This window comes from Thermococcus sp. M36, from assembly GCF_012027355.1.
Taxonomy (GTDB): Archaea; Methanobacteriota_B; Thermococci; order Thermococcales; family Thermococcaceae; genus Thermococcus.
The window spans coordinates 787,809-802,787 of record NZ_SNUH01000001.1; the positions used below are offsets into that span (position 1 = coordinate 787,809).

Annotated in this window: 15 protein-coding genes and 1 tRNA gene; 10 read left to right on the forward strand and 6 right to left on the reverse strand. The window is 56.1% G+C overall.

The annotated features are described in order from the left end of the window. Positions 1 to 34 precede the first annotated feature (34 nt). The 3 genes from E3E36_RS04505 to gcvT all read right to left on the reverse strand — a co-directional run bounded on the left by E3E36_RS04505 (position 35) and on the right by gcvT (position 2,384). Positions 35 to 175, reverse strand: a tRNA-Trp gene (locus tag E3E36_RS04505). Positions 176 to 202: 27 nt separating this feature from the next. Beyond that, complete coding sequence (locus E3E36_RS04510) at positions 203 to 1,042, reverse strand: DMT family transporter (protein WP_167894131.1); 840 nt, start codon at positions 1,040 to 1,042, stop codon at positions 203 to 205. A gap of 145 nt (positions 1,043 to 1,187) precedes the next feature. Beyond that, positions 1,188 to 2,384 (reverse strand): glycine cleavage system aminomethyltransferase GcvT, encoded by a 1,197-nt coding sequence (gene gcvT / locus E3E36_RS04515; protein ID WP_167894781.1) that lies wholly within the window; start codon positions 2,382 to 2,384, stop codon positions 1,188 to 1,190. A gap of 101 nt (positions 2,385 to 2,485) precedes the next feature. Between gcvT and E3E36_RS04520 the strand changes: the two genes are divergently transcribed. Further along, the gene (locus E3E36_RS04520; RefSeq protein WP_167894132.1) at positions 2,486 to 3,322 is read left to right on the forward strand and encodes a universal stress protein; all 837 of its coding nucleotides are present in this window, start codon (positions 2,486 to 2,488) and stop codon (positions 3,320 to 3,322) included. A 92-nt stretch (positions 3,323 to 3,414) separates the two neighbouring features. Here E3E36_RS04520 and E3E36_RS04525 read toward each other — a convergent pair whose 3' ends face one another. Together E3E36_RS04525 and cutA are read right to left on the reverse strand one after the other, a co-directional pair. Further along, on the reverse strand, positions 3,415 to 4,002 hold the full coding sequence (locus E3E36_RS04525) for a DUF99 family protein (RefSeq protein WP_167894133.1): 588 nt from the start codon (positions 4,000 to 4,002) through the stop codon (positions 3,415 to 3,417). Continuing rightward, complete coding sequence (gene cutA / locus E3E36_RS04530; protein ID WP_167894134.1) at positions 3,999 to 4,310, reverse strand: divalent-cation tolerance protein CutA; 312 nt, start codon at positions 4,308 to 4,310, stop codon at positions 3,999 to 4,001. The genes E3E36_RS04525 and cutA overlap by 4 nt, the downstream gene beginning before the upstream one ends. A 73-nt stretch (positions 4,311 to 4,383) precedes the next feature. Here cutA and E3E36_RS04535 point away from each other — a divergent pair, with 73 nt between their 5' ends. Then, positions 4,384 to 4,659 (forward strand): acylphosphatase, encoded by a 276-nt coding sequence (locus E3E36_RS04535; RefSeq protein WP_167894135.1) that lies wholly within the window; start codon positions 4,384 to 4,386, stop codon positions 4,657 to 4,659. On the opposite strand, the gene E3E36_RS04540 is transcribed toward E3E36_RS04535, so the two are convergent. After that, positions 4,649 to 5,242 carry a regulator of amino acid metabolism, contains ACT domain protein gene (locus E3E36_RS04540; RefSeq protein ID WP_167894136.1) on the reverse strand — a complete coding sequence of 198 codons (594 nt, stop codon included), beginning with the start codon at positions 5,240 to 5,242 and terminating at the stop codon, positions 4,649 to 4,651. The two genes, E3E36_RS04535 and E3E36_RS04540, sit on opposite strands and share 11 nt — an antisense overlap. 107 nt (positions 5,243 to 5,349) lie before the next feature. On the opposite strand from E3E36_RS04540, the gene E3E36_RS04545 reads away from it, so the two are divergent. The 8 genes from E3E36_RS04545 (at position 5,350) to arcS (ending at position 14,979) form a co-directional block, all read left to right on the forward strand. Continuing rightward, positions 5,350 to 5,586, forward strand: a complete 237-nt coding sequence (locus E3E36_RS04545; protein WP_167894137.1) for a hypothetical protein — start codon at positions 5,350 to 5,352, stop codon at positions 5,584 to 5,586. 117 nt (positions 5,587 to 5,703) lie between these two features. Then, entirely contained in the window at positions 5,704 to 6,831 is a 1,128-nt protein-coding gene (fbp, locus tag E3E36_RS04550; RefSeq protein WP_167894782.1) for a fructose-1,6-bisphosphate aldolase/phosphatase, read from the forward strand. 135 nt (positions 6,832 to 6,966) lie between these two features. After that, positions 6,967 to 8,925: a glyceraldehyde-3-phosphate:ferredoxin oxidoreductase gene (gene gor, locus E3E36_RS04555; protein ID WP_167894138.1), complete on the forward strand. Its 1,959-nt coding sequence runs from the start codon at positions 6,967 to 6,969 to the stop codon at positions 8,923 to 8,925. A 52-nt stretch (positions 8,926 to 8,977) separates the two neighbouring features. Continuing rightward, positions 8,978 to 10,240 (forward strand): NAD(P)/FAD-dependent oxidoreductase, encoded by a 1,263-nt coding sequence (locus E3E36_RS04560; RefSeq protein WP_167894139.1) that lies wholly within the window; start codon positions 8,978 to 8,980, stop codon positions 10,238 to 10,240. Between the two features lie 138 nt (positions 10,241 to 10,378). Then, a complete protein-coding gene (gene arcC / locus E3E36_RS04565; protein ID WP_167894140.1) occupies positions 10,379 to 11,326 on the forward strand; it encodes a carbamate kinase in 948 nt (315 codons plus the stop codon). A gap of 48 nt (positions 11,327 to 11,374) precedes the next feature. Then, positions 11,375 to 12,217 carry an ATP-dependent Clp protease proteolytic subunit gene (locus E3E36_RS04570; RefSeq protein WP_167894141.1) on the forward strand — a complete coding sequence of 281 codons (843 nt, stop codon included), beginning with the start codon at positions 11,375 to 11,377 and terminating at the stop codon, positions 12,215 to 12,217. A gap of 143 nt (positions 12,218 to 12,360) precedes the next feature. Continuing rightward, the gene (locus tag E3E36_RS04575) at positions 12,361 to 13,263 is read left to right on the forward strand and encodes a coiled-coil protein (protein WP_167894142.1); all 903 of its coding nucleotides are present in this window, start codon (positions 12,361 to 12,363) and stop codon (positions 13,261 to 13,263) included. 9 nt (positions 13,264 to 13,272) lie between these two features. Continuing rightward, the gene (arcS, locus tag E3E36_RS04580; RefSeq protein ID WP_167894143.1) at positions 13,273 to 14,979 is read left to right on the forward strand and encodes an archaeosine synthase subunit alpha; all 1,707 of its coding nucleotides are present in this window, start codon (positions 13,273 to 13,275) and stop codon (positions 14,977 to 14,979) included.

Consider the following 14,979-nt stretch of genomic DNA (forward strand, 5'->3'; position numbering starts at 1 on the left):
AGAAGAGCGCAACAGCAGGGACAGAGAAGTTCAATGGTGGGGGCGCGGGGATTTGAACCCCGGTCCGCGGGTTTCTCCGGGTCAGAGCTCCAAAGGCTCATCCCCAAATCAGCAAACCCGCAAGTCCTCATACCTCTGGAGCCCGCGATGATGGACCAGGCTACACCACGCCCCCATCCGGCTTAACCTACCAACACCGAGTTTATAAGCTTTGCCCTCCTCTGCCGAGGGATATGCCCCCCACTATCATCGCCAGCCCCAAGACAGTCGCCGGAGCTATGCTCTCTCCAACGACGAGGGAGATGAAGAACAGGCTCAGGAAGGGCACGAGGTAGGCCAGGTTCGAGGCGAAGGCCATGTCCCCCTCCACCGCCCTGTACCAGAGGAGGAAAGTGACCCCCATCTCGAAGAGGCCGACGTAAACGGCTCCGGCGAGACCCTCCCTCAGAGGAACCGCAAACCCGCCGGAGAGAAAGAGTGCAGCCGAGACGTAAGCGAAGCCGAAGAGGAAGTTCCAGAACATCTTTTCAGCGAGGGCTCTCCCATCGCGCAGGTTGAGGAGCCAGTAGGATGCCCATATAACCGCGCTACCGAGGCCGAGGGCGACTCCTACTGGGTCGGAGAAGTTTAAGGTTGTGAGCTGTCCCTTCGTGGCCACAATGAGGGCACCGAGGAAACCGAGGGCTAAGCCGATGACGGTTCTTGCCCCGGGTCTCTTTCCGAGGAGCGGGATTGAGAGAAGAACGAGCATTAGAGGCCACGTGTAGTTCAAAGCTTGGGCCTCCTGGGCGGGAAGCCTGTCGTAGGCGGAGAAGAGGACGGTGTAATATAGGAGGGGGTTTATCAGGCCTAGGTAGGCGGAGCGGAGGTTCTCTCTCCTCGGCGAAAAGTTGGGAGCGTAGAGGAGCCCGAAGAGGATTAGGGAGGTCAGGGATGCGTAGAAGAGGAGCTGGAGGGGAGTTAAATAGCGCAGCGAGAGCTTGAAAGCGCTGGCAACCGTTGACCACAGTAACACCGCACCGACGGCGTGTTTTTTGGACATGGGTTCAATTCATTCTCGGGACATATAAATTCAGCGATTTTGACTCTCCGAATAAAATTTGGTTCTGCCCCCGTTACCAGACAACACCCCTATTACCTATAAGGCTTGGTCAGGAGACAAAAGTAGGGGTAAAAAAGAGGAAAACTCACTCCTCCCTGAAAGCTCCGTACTTCTTCGGGTCATAGAAGGGCGGCGCAACTGTTATGGCCTTCTTGGGTTTGCCCCTGATCTCGATTTCAATCTCAACGCCCGGCCTGGCGTACTCCTCCCTGACGAAGGCTATTCCAATGCCTATTCCGAGGAGCGGCGAGCTGGTTCCGCTGGTGACCTCGCCTATGGGTTCGCCGTTAACGAGAACCCTGTATCCCTCCCTCGGGATTCCCCTGTCCACCATCTTGAAGTGCACCATCTTCCTGCCGAGGCCGCGCTCTTTCTGCTTGAGGAGGGCGTCCTTTCCTATGAACTCTTTGTCCCAGAAGATGGCGAAGTCGAGGTTGGCCTGGAGCGGGGTGACCTCGTCTATGTCCGTGCTGAGAAGCTGGAGCTCCTTGGTCTCGTTGCCGTAGAGGGTATAGCCGGCCTCAAGGCGAAGCGTGTCCCTGGCCCCGAGTCCAGCGGGTTTTATGCCGTACTTTTCTCCCGCCTCAAGGATGGTCTTCCAGACGTGGAGGGCCTTCTCTGGCTCGCCCCTCTTGCTCTCGTCCGGGTGGTAGGGGTTCGCGTCCTCGAAGTAGACCTCAAAACCGTTCTCGCCGGTGTAGCCGCTCCTTGAGAGGAGCATCTTTATTCCGTCGAGCTCGACCTCCTTGGCCTGGAACCACCAGAGCTCGTTGATGTCGATGCCGAAGAGGTCTTTCGCCAGATCCCTCGCCCTCGGACCCTGGATCGAGAACATGACCATGTCATAGGTCTTGTTCTCGATTTCGAGGTCGAGCTGGCCGAACTTCTCGATTCCCCTCTTTATGGCGTTAAACCAGGCGTCGAGCTTCTCGAAGGCATCACTGTCACAGACCATCATGTAGGTGTCGTCCCCCATGTTGAATACCAGCGTCTCGTCCTTTACCGCTCCGCGCTCGTTGAGAACGAGGGTGTAGGTTCCGCTTATCGCGGGGGGTCTGCTTATGTCGTTGGTGGTGACGTACTGGAGGAACTCAAGGGCGTCCTTACCCCTGAATATGAACTCCCCCATGTGGGAGACGTCGAAGATCGCCACGCCGTTCCTGACGGCGAGGTGCTCCTCCTTTATGCTGGAGTACCAGATGGGCATCTCCCAGCCGGCGAACTCCTCAACCTTCTTGGCATGCTCCTTATGCCAGTCGAATATGTGAACTCTCTTGACCATAGCTATCACCGTTCAAACTTCAACCTGAGCGTTATAACACTTTCCAATGCATAGACAACTATAATAAGCATCACAGTACAAGTTAATACTGAGGTGATCACATGTTTGAGAGGGTTCTGTATCCCACCGACTTCTCGGATGTGTCTCTCCACGCACTCCACAACTGCATCCCCCGGCTCATATCGCTCGGAGTCAGGGAGCTCCACATCGTCCACGTTATAGACATAACCCTGGCCGAGTTCGAGGCCTTCGAGCTCGAGGAGATATACCAGGAGAAGCTCGAAAAGCTGGCGGAGGAGATGAAGACAGAGGGCATTGAGGTTAACCCCATCGTGAGGATAGGAATCCCATCGATAGAGATAGCCGAGGTGGCAGAGGAGGAGCAGATAGACCTCGTCGTAATACCCAGCGCAGGCGAAAACATATGGCGCACCATGTTCCTCGGGAGCACAGCCTCCAACCTAGCCAGGACAACGAAGAGGCCCGTCTTGATACTCAAATACCTCAGAAAAGACGGGAAGTTTGAGCTTCCAGTGGACTGTGCAGACATCTTCAAGAGGCCCCTAGTCGCCCTAGACTTCTCCAGCTGCTCCATCAGGGTGCTAAAGGAGGTAAGGAAGTTCGCGGAGCTCGTGGAGAGGGGCATACTTATACACTCGGTTGACTACGGGAAGATAGAGGAGCTCGAGGAGAACATCGAACGCGCGAAGGAACGCCTGGAGAAATCCGCCAGAGGCATGAACGTGGAGTTTGAAACCGACGTCCTCACGGGGCCCGCCAGCCAGGCCATTATAGGGAGCGCACTCGCGAGAAGGGCGACACTCATAGTGCTCGGCAAGAAAGGAAGGAACTTTCTGAAAGACCTGATTCTGGGAAGCACGGCCGAGAGGGTGATGAGGGACTCAAGAATCCCCGTGCTCCTGGTGCCCTGCGGTTAGACCTCAGACTGGAACGGCTTCCACATCAAGTTTCGGTAGCTACCCTGTTGCCATCATCGGTCGTTTCTTTCTTTTCGACCCCTCTTATAAACCTACTCCCTCCGGCTTTCACCGGTCATGACAGCGGAGGCCATCATATGGGCCAGACGGAGGGGTTCGGGGGTAAGGCCCGTCCTAGTCGTTGTCCTGATGACCTCAGCCGCGGTATCCTTCCGGACCCCCACAGCCTGGAAGTAGAGCCTTCCGGGGACCAGCTCCTCTATCCTGGGTGCCTTCCTCAGAAGGGCTATCCTTTCCTCCGCGTCAGGGAAGTGCTTTCTGATGGCCGCCTCCATTGCCTCCAGATTCGGCCTCTTCCTGACCACCACAATAACGGGCAGACCCGTCTCCCCGTGGAGCCTCTCCAGATCCACGACGTTGAAGCCCGCGTAGGTTATTCCCTTGAGGAGGATAACCCTCAGGTCTTTGAAGCGGGAGCTCAGAACGGCCTCAATCATCGCGTCGGTGGCGTCTAGTCCATCGACGGTTATCCAGCGGGAGAGGACACCAACTACTTCGGACGAGCCTTTCATGATGACTCCCACTAGAATGGTCTTCTCTCCTTTGAGTTTAGAAGAAAATGAGAAAGTTCCATCGTCGAATCCGACGACGCGAATCTGAGGCTTGACCTTTCTTATCATGACAGCACCTTCTCAAGCCACTCCGCATATTCATCGTTTACCTTGTCGACTTCGATGCGTGCGATTATGGGAACGGTGTAGGGGTGCATCTCCTTTATGGCCTCCCTTAGTTCTTTCCACTTCTCAACGCTCGTCTTGAGTATGGCGCCGACTTCCGTGTCTTCCTCTATCTTCCCCTGCCACCAATAGAATGCCTTGTGCTCCCTGAGGTTGGCGCAGGCGATGAGCTTTTTCTCAAGGAGGGCCTTCACTACCCTCTCCGCACTCTCCCAGTCTGGAAAGGTCGTGTAAACGAATATCATGTCCATGAAACCACCCCCAGTTCCAGACTCGACGGATAAGCTTAAATCGGTTGTGGGGATAACCCATGAGGGATGTGGTATGGAGCGGGTGAGGGCTCATCTCAGGATTTACGGGCGCGTTCAGGGTGTTGGCTTCAGGTGGAGCATGCAGAGGGAGGCCAGAAAGCTCGGTGTCAGCGGATGGGTGAGGAACCTTCCGGACGGAACGGTTGAGGCCGTTGTCGAGGGCGACCCTGAAAGGGTTGAGACGCTCATCGGCTGGGCCCACCAGGGGCCGCCGCTGGCGCGGGTGACGCGCGTCGAGGTAAAATGGGAAGAACCAGAGGGGCTGGAAGGGTTTAAAGTCACGGGGTAGCCTCTATCCGCTCAAGGAGAACCCTCTTGGGGCAGTACTTGACCTCGCAGTACTTACACACAAACCTCTCCTTGTCCTTCTCAGGAGTGTGGAGGATGAGCTTCCTGAAGCCCTCCATCTCCTTCACTTTCATGAAGACCTCAACGGGAAGCGTCCCGTCTATGACTATGTAGAGTTTAGTGGGTTCCTCCCGCAGGTTTCTGCTGAACACCTCCATTACCGAAACGCCGTTGTCGGAGAGGAGCCTCAGGGCCTCCGAAAACCCCCGGAGGTAGCTGTCCTTCTCCAGCTCTATCTCCAGAACTTCCCACCCCATCAGGGGCGCGACGTCAATCAGGCTCGGCAGCGGGGCGAGCTGCTCGAAGATGAGCTTGAGCGGGTACGTCTTCTCTATGTACTCGATGGTGTGGTAGACTATTTTCCTGTTGACACCTATGACCCTGGCGAGCTCGCTTATGGGCACCTCAACGTTTCTGAGGTATATCCTGCCGTTCTTCACGCTGAGGCCGTTTTCAAAGAGGAACTCCGCGACTTTCCTCCTAGCGGGATAGTTCTTGAAGTAGGCCTCGAGTATGAGCATCATTTTTGTTCACCTCTTACTCATATGTGGGTAGGGATGGATATTTAAATCTTTCCCCCAATGCGGAAGTTTTATTAACTTTAACACAAAAAATACAGAGGGTGGCACCGATGGAAGAACCCATTGTTATTGGAAAGGACAAGTTCCGCATAAGCGAGGATGAGACGGCAAGAAGGGAGCTCCGCATCATCAAAGTCCACGATGATGTCATACAGGTACAGGAAGAGGTTCATGGCATTATCGCCCTGGTGGGTGCAAGCTCCAGCGTGAACATCAAAAGGGAAGAACTGAAGAACCTTATCAGGGTGGCCAGAGAAAAGTTCGGATGGACGGACATCTGCGAGTGAGCCGTTATCTCCTTTTTTCCAGCTGGATCAGGGATTTAACGCTTCTATGTGTATCATCGGCGGTGATATTAACGTTTTATAAGCATAAAAGTGGTTAAAGCCCTTTGGGTGGTAGTTATGTCAGTCGGAGACAGGATCACCATCAGCGTTATCAAGGCGGACATAGGCGGCTGGCCCGGCCACTCAAGGGTTCACCCGCAGCTTGTCGAGACCGCCGAAGAGGTTCTGTCAAAGGCCGTTGAGGAGGGGGTCATAGCTGACTTCTACGTCGCCACCTGCGGCGACGACCTTCAGCTCATCATGACCCACCGGAAGGGCACCGACAGCCCCGAGATACATGGATTGGCATGGAGAGCCTTTGAAGAGGCCACGAAGGTAGCCAAGGAACTCGGCCTCTACGGAGCCGGTCAAGACCTCCTCAAGGACGCCTTCAGCGGAAACATAAGGGGTATGGGACCAGGAATAGCAGAAATGGAGATAACCCTCAGGAAGAGCGAGCCGGTCGTTACATTCCACATGGACAAGACCGAGCCCGGTGCCTTCAACCTCCCGATATTCAGGATGTTTGCCGACCCGTTCAACACGGCCGGCCTCGTCATAGACCCAAACATGCACATGGGCTTCAGGTTTGAAGTCTGGGACATCCTCCGGCACAAGCGCGTTGTCCTCAATACCCCCGAGGAGCTCTACGACCTCCTTGCCCTCATCGGCGCTAAGTCAAGGTACGTCATCAAGAGGGTCTTCCCGAAGGAGGGCCACAGGATAAGCCCGGACGAACCCGTCGCCGTCGTCAGCACGGAGAAACTCTTTGAGGTTGCCGGAGAATACGTCGGAAAGGACGATCCGGTAGCCATAGTCAGGGCTCAGAGCGGCCTGCCGGCCCTGGGAGAAGTCCTTGAGCCCTTCGCATTCCCGCACCTCGTCAGCGGCTGGATGCGCGGCTCTCACAACGGCCCAATAATGCCAGTCCCCATGCACCAGGCCAACCCGACAAGATTCGACGGTCCGCCGAGGGTCGTCGCGCTCGGCTGGCAGATAAGCCCCGAAGGAAAGCTCGTCGGCCCTGTCGACCTCTTCGACGATCCTGCCTTTGACTACGCCAGGAAGAAGGCGCTTGAGATAACCGAGTACATGCGCAGGCACGGGCCCTTCGAGCCACACAGGCTGCCGCTTGAGGACATGGAGTACACGACCCTTCCAGGCGTCCTCAAGAGGCTTGAGGAGCGCTTCGAGGACATTGAATGACCCTCTTTTCTAACTTTCTCTTCCCAGCCTAAATCTTTTATACTTCCCGCTCCAACTTTTTAGTTAGACCCATCGGAAGCCTTAAATATTCTTCACCCAAAACTAACACTCGGAGTGATACAAAGGGGTGAGAACATGAGGTTCACCGTTCTCAGGCTCGACCTGAGCGAAAAAAGCGTGAAGAGTGAGGAGCTGGAAAGGGAAGGGATATATGGCATAATTGATTACGGGATTCACGTTCACGAAGGCCTTGAGACCCACAAATTTGACCCGTACGACCCCCAGAACGTCATGGTAATGGGCATGGGGCCCTTCTCCGGCTCAACCCTGCCCGGGGCACACAGGCTCATGTTCTTCTTCCGTTCCCCCCTCTACGGGACCCTGTTCCCCTCCGCAATGGGAGGGGCGGCATACGCCTTCAAGAACGTCGGTGTTGACTTCGTGACCTTCGAAGGTAAGGCCGAAAAGCCTGTTGTCGTTCTCCTCTACAACGACGGTGAAAACGTTAAAGTCGAGCTCCACGAGATAGAGCTGGAGAAGGTCATCGAGATATGGAGGGACTACAAGGGTGAAGAGGGCGTGTATGCCCTCACCCAGTACCTCATAGACAGCTTCGGAGAGCGTTTTGATTTCGAATACAGGGTTGCCGTTGTCGGGCCTGCCGCTTTGAACACCAACTACGGCGCCATATTTTCCCAGGCACTCAGGAAGGGAGAGAGGCTCGTGGGGAGCGAGGACTGGGCCGCCCGCGGTGGCCCCGGTTCGGTTCTTCTCAGGGCCCACAACGTCGTCGGAATAATATTCGGCGGAAAGCCCAGAAAGAGGGAATTCCCTGGCGAAAACATAGGGAGCTTCAGGACGGCGAAGGCCATCGTTGAGGGCGTCCACAAGAAGCCCTACAACGAGGTCGTGAGCGAGAAAACAACAAAGTACCGCTTCAACCCCAAGCTCAACACTGGTGGAACCTTCGGCGGCAACTACCCGGCCGAAGGCGACTTCGTGCCCATCCTGAACTGGCAGATGCCGTACATCGAAAAAGAGGAGCGCATAAGGATACACGAGAACATAATGAAGCACTACTGGGAGCCCTTCAATGAGGAGGCCATAAAGCCCAAGAACTGGACGACCTGTGGCGAGCCCTGTCCGGTCGTGTGTAAGAAGCACCGCAGGGGGCACCACGTCGAGTACGAGCCCTACGAGGCCAACGGCCCTCTGAGCGGCAGCATCTCGCTCAGGGCCAGCGATATGAGTGTCCACGCGGCAGATGCGATGGGCTTCGACGCGATAGAGTTTGGAGGAACGGCAGCGTGGGTTCTCGAACTCGTTCACCGCGGTCTGCTGAAGCCAGAGGAAGTTGGATTAAGCGGAAAGCCCGACTTCACGAAGGAGGCCCTGCTTGAGAGGCCTGTTGAGGCGAGCGAGACCAACGCCAAGCTCGTCGCCGAGCTGGCCCGCAGGGTGGCCTTCGCCGAGAACGAGATAGCCAAGATAATCGGCCTTGGAAAGAGGAAGGCCAGCGTTATACTCGACGAGAGGTTCAAGGACAGGCTCAAGTACGGCGAGAGCTTCAAGGACTACGCGGTCTTCACCCCGCTCGGCGAGGACGGCGAAATGACGCCAACGATGTACTGGGCGATAGGAAACTACATCCCGCTCCCGATTCAGGGTCGCTACTGGACGTTCTACCAGTTCGGCGTCTTCCTCGAGCCCGAGGAACTTGCAAGCAAGATTATTGCCTCAGCACTATGGGAGTTCTGGTACGACAACATCGGCTGGTGCCGCTTCCACCGCGGCTGGATGAAGCCAGTTCTGAAGGCCCTCTTCATGGACGCCTACGGCGAGAACGTCGATATGGAGGAGCACGCGAAGAAGCAGATAAAGAGGCTGATAGAGTACGCCAGAAAGGCCGGCTACACCCCCGTCTTCTGGGACAGCATGCGCGTTATTGACCTGGTCTCCGCTGGCAGCGAGGAGTTCGGAAACGAGCGCTGGGCCGAAAAGTTCAGGCTCGACAAGGTCGGCACCGCCAAGGAGTACCTCGAAAGGGTGCTCGATGCATACAGCAAGATGCTAGGTGTGGAGTGGAGGCTTTAACGCCTTCCGACACCCTTATATTTCCCCCAGCCCCACATTCTCAGGTGGTAGAATGAGGGCAGTCGTCATAGGCTCCGGAATCGGCGGGCTTTTAGCATCCTCCTTTCTCGTGAAGAACGGTTACGAAGTTACTGTCCTTGAGAAGGCTCCCTACGTCGGCGGCCGCTTCACAAATTTAAACTATAAAGGGTTCGGGCTCTCGACGGGAGCCTTCCATATGCTCCCCCACGGGGAGGACGGGCCCTTAGCGCACCTCCTCAGGCTCCTCGGCGCGGACGTCACCATAGTAAACTCCAACCCCAAGGGCAGAATATTCTACAAGAGTAAGACCTTCCACTACAGAGACGGCTGGAGATACCTCGGTCTGAAGGAGAAGGCGAAAGCGATGAAGCTCCTCGCGGACATCAAGAGGAACAGGCTCCCAACCGAAGAAGAGGCCGAGATGAGCGGGCGCGAGTGGATAAGGGAAAGGATAGGCGACAACGAGTTCGTTGATCTGTTCATCAAAAGCTTCCTTGGCTGGGCCGACAGCGTCCTTGACGTCCCGGCAGGCGAGCTTGCGCGGGAGATAAAGGCGGCTTTGAAATGGGGTGGGCCCGGACTGGTCAAGGGCGGCTGTAGGGCGATAACCGGAGAGCTGGCAAGGATAACGGAAGCCAACGGCGGAAAAATCCTCACGAAGAAGAGGGTCGTCGAAATTGACCCCGAGGCGAAGAGGGTCTTTACCTCCGACGGTGAGGAGTTCGCCTACGACGTGCTCGTTTCCAACATCGGCATCAGGGAGACGGTCGAGCTGATTGGAAGGGAGAACTTCGACCGGAACTACCTCAAACGGGTGAACGCCCTCAAGCCGAGCGAGGGCATCAAGTATAACGTTGTCCTGAAGGGCGGGCCAAGGATAGGGAACACCGTCGTCTTCACACTTGACACCGAGAGGATAAACGGCTACAACGAGCCTTCGAGCCTTTCCCCAGAGCTGGCGAGGGAGGGATATACCCTGGTAATGCTCCACCACGCTTTGCAGGACAGGAACGTCAAGGCAGAGCAGAGGAAGGGCATCGAGGACATCTACCGCATCTTCCCGAACCTCGACGAGGAGGGCGAGATACTGCTGATCCAGACATACCTCAACGGAAATCCCGTCAACAGGGTCGCCAGCGGCCAGGTCATTGAGGACTTCCCAGTCAAGGACGTCTACATCGTCGGCGATGCCTACAAGCTCCCTGGTGGGATAGAGGTCGAAGGAATAGCCCTTGGTGTCATGAGGACGCTTGAGAGGCTCGGCCTTGGGAACTTCTCCGAGTGGTACCTCTGACTTCCAGGCGGGGCATTTCCATTTTATCTTTGCCAACTTATCCATCCAATAACCGAACCTTTTTTCGGTGAACATGGCTGGCTCCTAACGAACGTTTTTATTCTCCCGCGCTGAGTTATCCATCCCGGAGGTGGGAGAATGAAGAGGGTTGTTATCGCTCTTGGCGGGAACGCTATTCTCCAGAGGGGCCAGAGGGGCACTTACGAGGAGCAGATGGAGAACGTGAGAAAAACGGCTAAGCAAATCGTTGATATCATCCTTGACGGCGATTACGAGGTCGTTATTACCCATGGAAACGGGCCGCAGGTTGGGGCCCTGCTCCTCCACATGGACGCTGGACAGCAGGTTCACGGCATCCCGGCCCAGCCCATGGACGTTGCTGGGGCCATGACCCAGGGACAGATAGGTTACATGATCCAGCAGGCGATAATGAACGAGCTAAGGAGGAGGGGTGTGGACAGGCCTGTGGCGACGATAGTCACCCAGACCATAGTTGACAAGGACGACCCGGCCTTCCAGCACCCCAGCAAGCCGGTGGGACCCTTCTACGACGAGGAGACGGCAAAAAAGCTTGCCGCCGAGAAGGGCTGGACGGTCATAGAAGACTCCGGAAGGGGATGGAGGCGCGTCGTTCCGAGTCCAGATCCAATAGGACACGTCGAGGCGCCGATCATAGTTGACCTGGTGGAAAAGGGCTTCATCGTCATAGCGAGCGGTGGTGGCGGCGTCCCGGTTATCGAGAAGGACGGACAGCTGAAGGGCGTTGAAGCGGTCATAGACAAGGATCTGGCCGGTGAGAAGCTTGCGGAAGAGGTTAACGCCGACATCTTCATGATACTTACCGACGTGAACGGCGCCGCTGTGAACTTCGGCAGGCCGGACGAGAGGTGGCTCGGAAAGGTGACCGTGAAGGAGTTGAAAAAGTATTACGAGGAAGGACACTTCAAGAAGGGAAGCATGGGGCCGAAGGTTTTAGCGGCTATACGCTTCGTCGAGTGGGGCGGTGAGAGAGCCGTCATAGCGGCGCTCGACAGGGCCGTTGAGGCCCTGGAAGGAAAGACCGGGACACAGGTCATAAAGGGCTGAACCAAATCCTATAAATACCCCCCTCCCCAAATTTTATCCGGTGATGACATGGCGGACGCGACGACCGGGTTCTTCGGCTCCCTGCTCTGGTGGCTGTTCTTCCTGTACATCCTGCTGTGGCCCCAGATGCAGTACAAAGGGCTGCAGGCTGCGAGGGCGAGGATGCTCAAAAAGCTCTCGGAGAAAAGGGGCTCAACAGTCATCACAATGATCCACCGGCAGGAGAGCGTCGGCCTCTTCGGCATACCTTTCTACAAGTTCATAAGCATCGAGGACAGTGAGGAGGTTCTCAGGGCCATCAGGATGGCGCCCAAGGACAAGCCCATTGACCTGATAATTCACACGCCTGGCGGCCTGGTTCTGGCGGCCACGCAGATAGCCAGGGCCCTCAAAGACCATCCCGCAGAGACGAGGGTCATTGTGCCCCACTACGCGATGAGCGGAGGGACGCTGATAGCTCTTGCCGCGGACAAGATAATAATGGATCCCCACGCAGTACTGGGGCCCGTTGACCCCCAGCTGGGTCAGTACCCAGCACCCAGCATCGTGAAGGCTGTGGAGAAGAAGGGTGCCGACAAGGTTGACGATCAGACCCTTATCCTTGCGGATGTGGCCGAGAAGGCGATAGTCCAGGTCAGGGACTTCGTATACGACCTCCTGAAGGACAGGTACGGCGACGAAAAGGCCAGAGAATTGGCGCAGGTTCTGACAGAGGGCAGGTGGACCCACGACTATCCAATCACCTACGAGCACGCCAGAGAGCTGGGGCTCCACGTCAGCACGGACGTCCCAGAGGAAGTGTACGCCCTGATGGAAATGTACAAGCAGCCGATGAAGCAGAGGGGGACGGTTGAGTTCATGCCCTACACTCAGAGGGGCGAGAGCTCCTGAGGCTTTCAGTTTTCATTTACTCCCAACTGGTTTCGGGCCGCCGGCCGGGACAAAGCCAAAAAGTTTTTATTTACTCCCACCTTTTTCAGTCCAGATGTTTGGAGCGAAGAACGCTGTTCTAAAAATAGGGAAGGGGAAGAGAGATGCAAGTGAAAGTAGACCCAGAGGAAATTAAGAGGATCAAGAGGGAGATAGAGGCCCTTGAAAAGGAGAGAAATGAGATAAGGGCCAAACTTGAGGAGCTCGAAAAGGAGCTTCAAATCTGGATCCAAAAGAGGGATGAAAAGAACAACGAGGTCAAGCAGCTCCGCCAGAAGGGACGCGAATACAAGGCCAAGCGTGATGAAATCAACCAGCAGATACAGGAGCTCAAGAAGAACCGCGAGGAGATAAACGCCAAGCTCGATCTCCTCTACCAGGAGATACTCGAGTACAGGACGAAGAGGGACGAGTACAACCAGCTCCGCAGGCTCAAGATGCCGCCCGAGAGGATACAGGAGCGCATCGAGAAGCTCGAATGGGAGCTCCAGACCAACCCGAACATCACCCCCGACAGGGAGAAGCAGATAGTCGACCAGATTCAGGTTCTGGCGACCGAGCTTGAGATAATCCAGCAGGCCCAGAGGTTCCACAACAGGCTCGTGGAGACCAGAAAGAAGGTGGACCAGCTCAAAAAGGCCAGAAAAGCCATCAGTCTGGAGATACAGAAGCTCGCGAACCAGAGCCAGCAGTTCCACGAGATGATGATCAAGTCATTCAACCAGGCCGACGAGGTCAAGAAGGAGGCCGACGAGTACCACGCCAAGGTCGTCGAGCTCCGCGAAAAGGTCAGGGACGTCAGAAGAGAGCTCCGCGAGATAGAGAAGAAGATAAGGGAGTACGACGAGAAGCACAAGGAACTCATAGCCTACAGGCTTGTAGCCAGGATGCGCGCCAAGAAGGACGCGAGCTTCGAGAAGGCCGTCGAGGCCCTTGAGAAGTTCAAGCGCGGCGAGAAGCTCACCCTCGACGAACTGCTCCTCCTCCAGAGGTACAACCTCGTCTGAGGCCTGGCTATGGAAGTCATCAGGCACGAAGGGCCAGGAAGGCTGGGCCTCGTAAGGCTCGGGGAGCATACGTTCAGAACTCCCGCCCTAGTGGGGGTAGACTTCACACTATCCCCGTTCAACTCCTTCTTCCACCCTTCCGAACCCGGGGAGTACGACTTCAATCTGGCTCCCTCTATACCCCTGGGATTCTACACGCCAAACGAGGTGATAGAAAAAGCCCTCGGGAGGCTCTGGAGCGTAAACTACGAGGGCTTCAACGCCTTTTATCTGCCCGCTTTGAGAAGGACCGCCTATTTAGAGGAGTTCTTCAAGATAATTGAGCGCTATAACTTCGATGCCGTCTACCTCGGCAACTCAAAGATTCTGGTGAGGGAGTACCGCTACTTCGTGAGAATTCTGCGCGAGCTGCGCGAGAGGTTTCCCAACATCATGATAATAGCAGACCTGGAGCCCTTCTTTTACCCGCTGGCAGTTTATCTCGGTGTCGATGCCTTCGACACGCGCTCGCTCAAACTGTATGACTTCGAGGGCAGGGGCTTCACCCAGTTCAGTCCCTTCCTTTGGAGCGATGAACCCAACTCCCTCGACTTTGCGAGGAAGACGATTCTGGAAGTGAGAAAGGCCCTCGAAAGCGGCAAGCTCCGCTATCTGGTGGAGAACTACTTCTCGACCCAGTACCACGCGGGAATACTGCGGATAGCCGACCTTGAGCACGGTGATTACCTTGAGAAGTACACTCCAATCCAGAAGGAGACGGTCTACTTCATAAGCGACGCCTCGATAAGGAGGCCTGAGGTTAAGCGCTGGCATGCTCGCGTTGTGGAGAGGTTCGTTCCGCCCAAGAACACCGAGTTGCTCCTCCTCTTCCCCTGCTCAGCTAAAAAGCCCTACTCCCACTCGCGCTCCCACACGCTCTACCGCAAGGCAATGAAAGAAGCCCTAGGCTCTGGCATAGCAAAGATCCACGAGCTGATTTTAACCTCTCCATTCGGAGTCGTCCCAAGGGAGTGGGAATGGCTGGCCAAGTACGACATAGTCGTCACCGGTCACTGGAGTGAGGAGGAGATCAAGCCAGCGGCAGAGCTGCTCGCGAAGACCCTGGAGAAGTACCCGAAGGACGTCCCGATAATAGCCCACCTCGACGAGGCCTACGTGGAGATAGCCAAGCTCGCCTCGGAGATAAGCGGCAGGGAAATAATCTTCACCCGCGTTGAGAACGGGACCACGAGCAAGGAGAGTCTCAGGTCACTGACTGAAACCCTCAGGGAGTTCAAGCTTGAGGGAACCAAGGAGGATAGGACATACCGCTACTTCGAGGGCATAAGGAAGGTCTTTGACTTCTACTTTGGTCCCGGCGCTGGAGAAGCCGTCCTGCCGGATAAAGGCCAGGTTAAGGGCTCCAAGATGCTTCGCCTCTTCGTCGACGGCCAGCAGACGGGAACTTACAAGGACGGCGTGATAAGCGTGACGCCCTTCGGCATGCAGAGGATTTATGATGCAACCAAGTCCTACTGGGTGAAGATAGACTTCGACCTTCGCGGTGATGTCTTCGCAGTGGGCGTTGGCGAGGCCGATGAGAGAATCCGTCCGGACGACATCGTTGGCGTTGTTAGGGACGGGAGAGTCATTGGCGTCGGGAAGGCCGTCCTCAGCGGCGAGGAGATGGTGAGGGCTAAGAAGGGCGTTGCCGTGAAGGTCGGGAAGAGGGCATAG

Bases quoted from the DNA above. Each gene is read 5' to 3' on its own strand.
- E3E36_RS04510 (WP_167894131.1), bottom strand. From the start codon at position 1,042: ATGTCCAAAAAACACGCCGTCGGTGCGGTGTTACTGTGGTCAACGGTT.
- gcvT (WP_167894781.1), bottom strand. From the start codon at position 2,384: ATGGTCAAGAGAGTTCACATATTCGACTGGCATAAGGAGCATGCCAAG.
- E3E36_RS04520 (WP_167894132.1), top strand. From the start codon at position 2,486: ATGTTTGAGAGGGTTCTGTATCCCACCGACTTCTCGGATGTGTCTCTC.
- E3E36_RS04525 (WP_167894133.1), bottom strand. From the start codon at position 4,002: ATGATAAGAAAGGTCAAGCCTCAGATTCGCGTCGTCGGATTCGACGAT.
- cutA (WP_167894134.1), bottom strand. From the start codon at position 4,310: ATGGACATGATATTCGTTTACACGACCTTTCCAGACTGGGAGAGTGCG.
- E3E36_RS04535 (WP_167894135.1), top strand. From the start codon at position 4,384: ATGGAGCGGGTGAGGGCTCATCTCAGGATTTACGGGCGCGTTCAGGGT.
- E3E36_RS04540 (WP_167894136.1), bottom strand. From the start codon at position 5,242: ATGATGCTCATACTCGAGGCCTACTTCAAGAACTATCCCGCTAGGAGG.
- E3E36_RS04545 (WP_167894137.1), top strand. From the start codon at position 5,350: ATGGAAGAACCCATTGTTATTGGAAAGGACAAGTTCCGCATAAGCGAG.
- fbp (WP_167894782.1), top strand. From the start codon at position 5,704: ATGTCAGTCGGAGACAGGATCACCATCAGCGTTATCAAGGCGGACATA.
- gor (WP_167894138.1), top strand. From the start codon at position 6,967: ATGAGGTTCACCGTTCTCAGGCTCGACCTGAGCGAAAAAAGCGTGAAG.
- E3E36_RS04560 (WP_167894139.1), top strand. From the start codon at position 8,978: ATGAGGGCAGTCGTCATAGGCTCCGGAATCGGCGGGCTTTTAGCATCC.
- arcC (WP_167894140.1), top strand. From the start codon at position 10,379: ATGAAGAGGGTTGTTATCGCTCTTGGCGGGAACGCTATTCTCCAGAGG.
- E3E36_RS04570 (WP_167894141.1), top strand. From the start codon at position 11,375: ATGGCGGACGCGACGACCGGGTTCTTCGGCTCCCTGCTCTGGTGGCTG.
- E3E36_RS04575 (WP_167894142.1), top strand. From the start codon at position 12,361: ATGCAAGTGAAAGTAGACCCAGAGGAAATTAAGAGGATCAAGAGGGAG.
- arcS (WP_167894143.1), top strand. From the start codon at position 13,273: ATGGAAGTCATCAGGCACGAAGGGCCAGGAAGGCTGGGCCTCGTAAGG.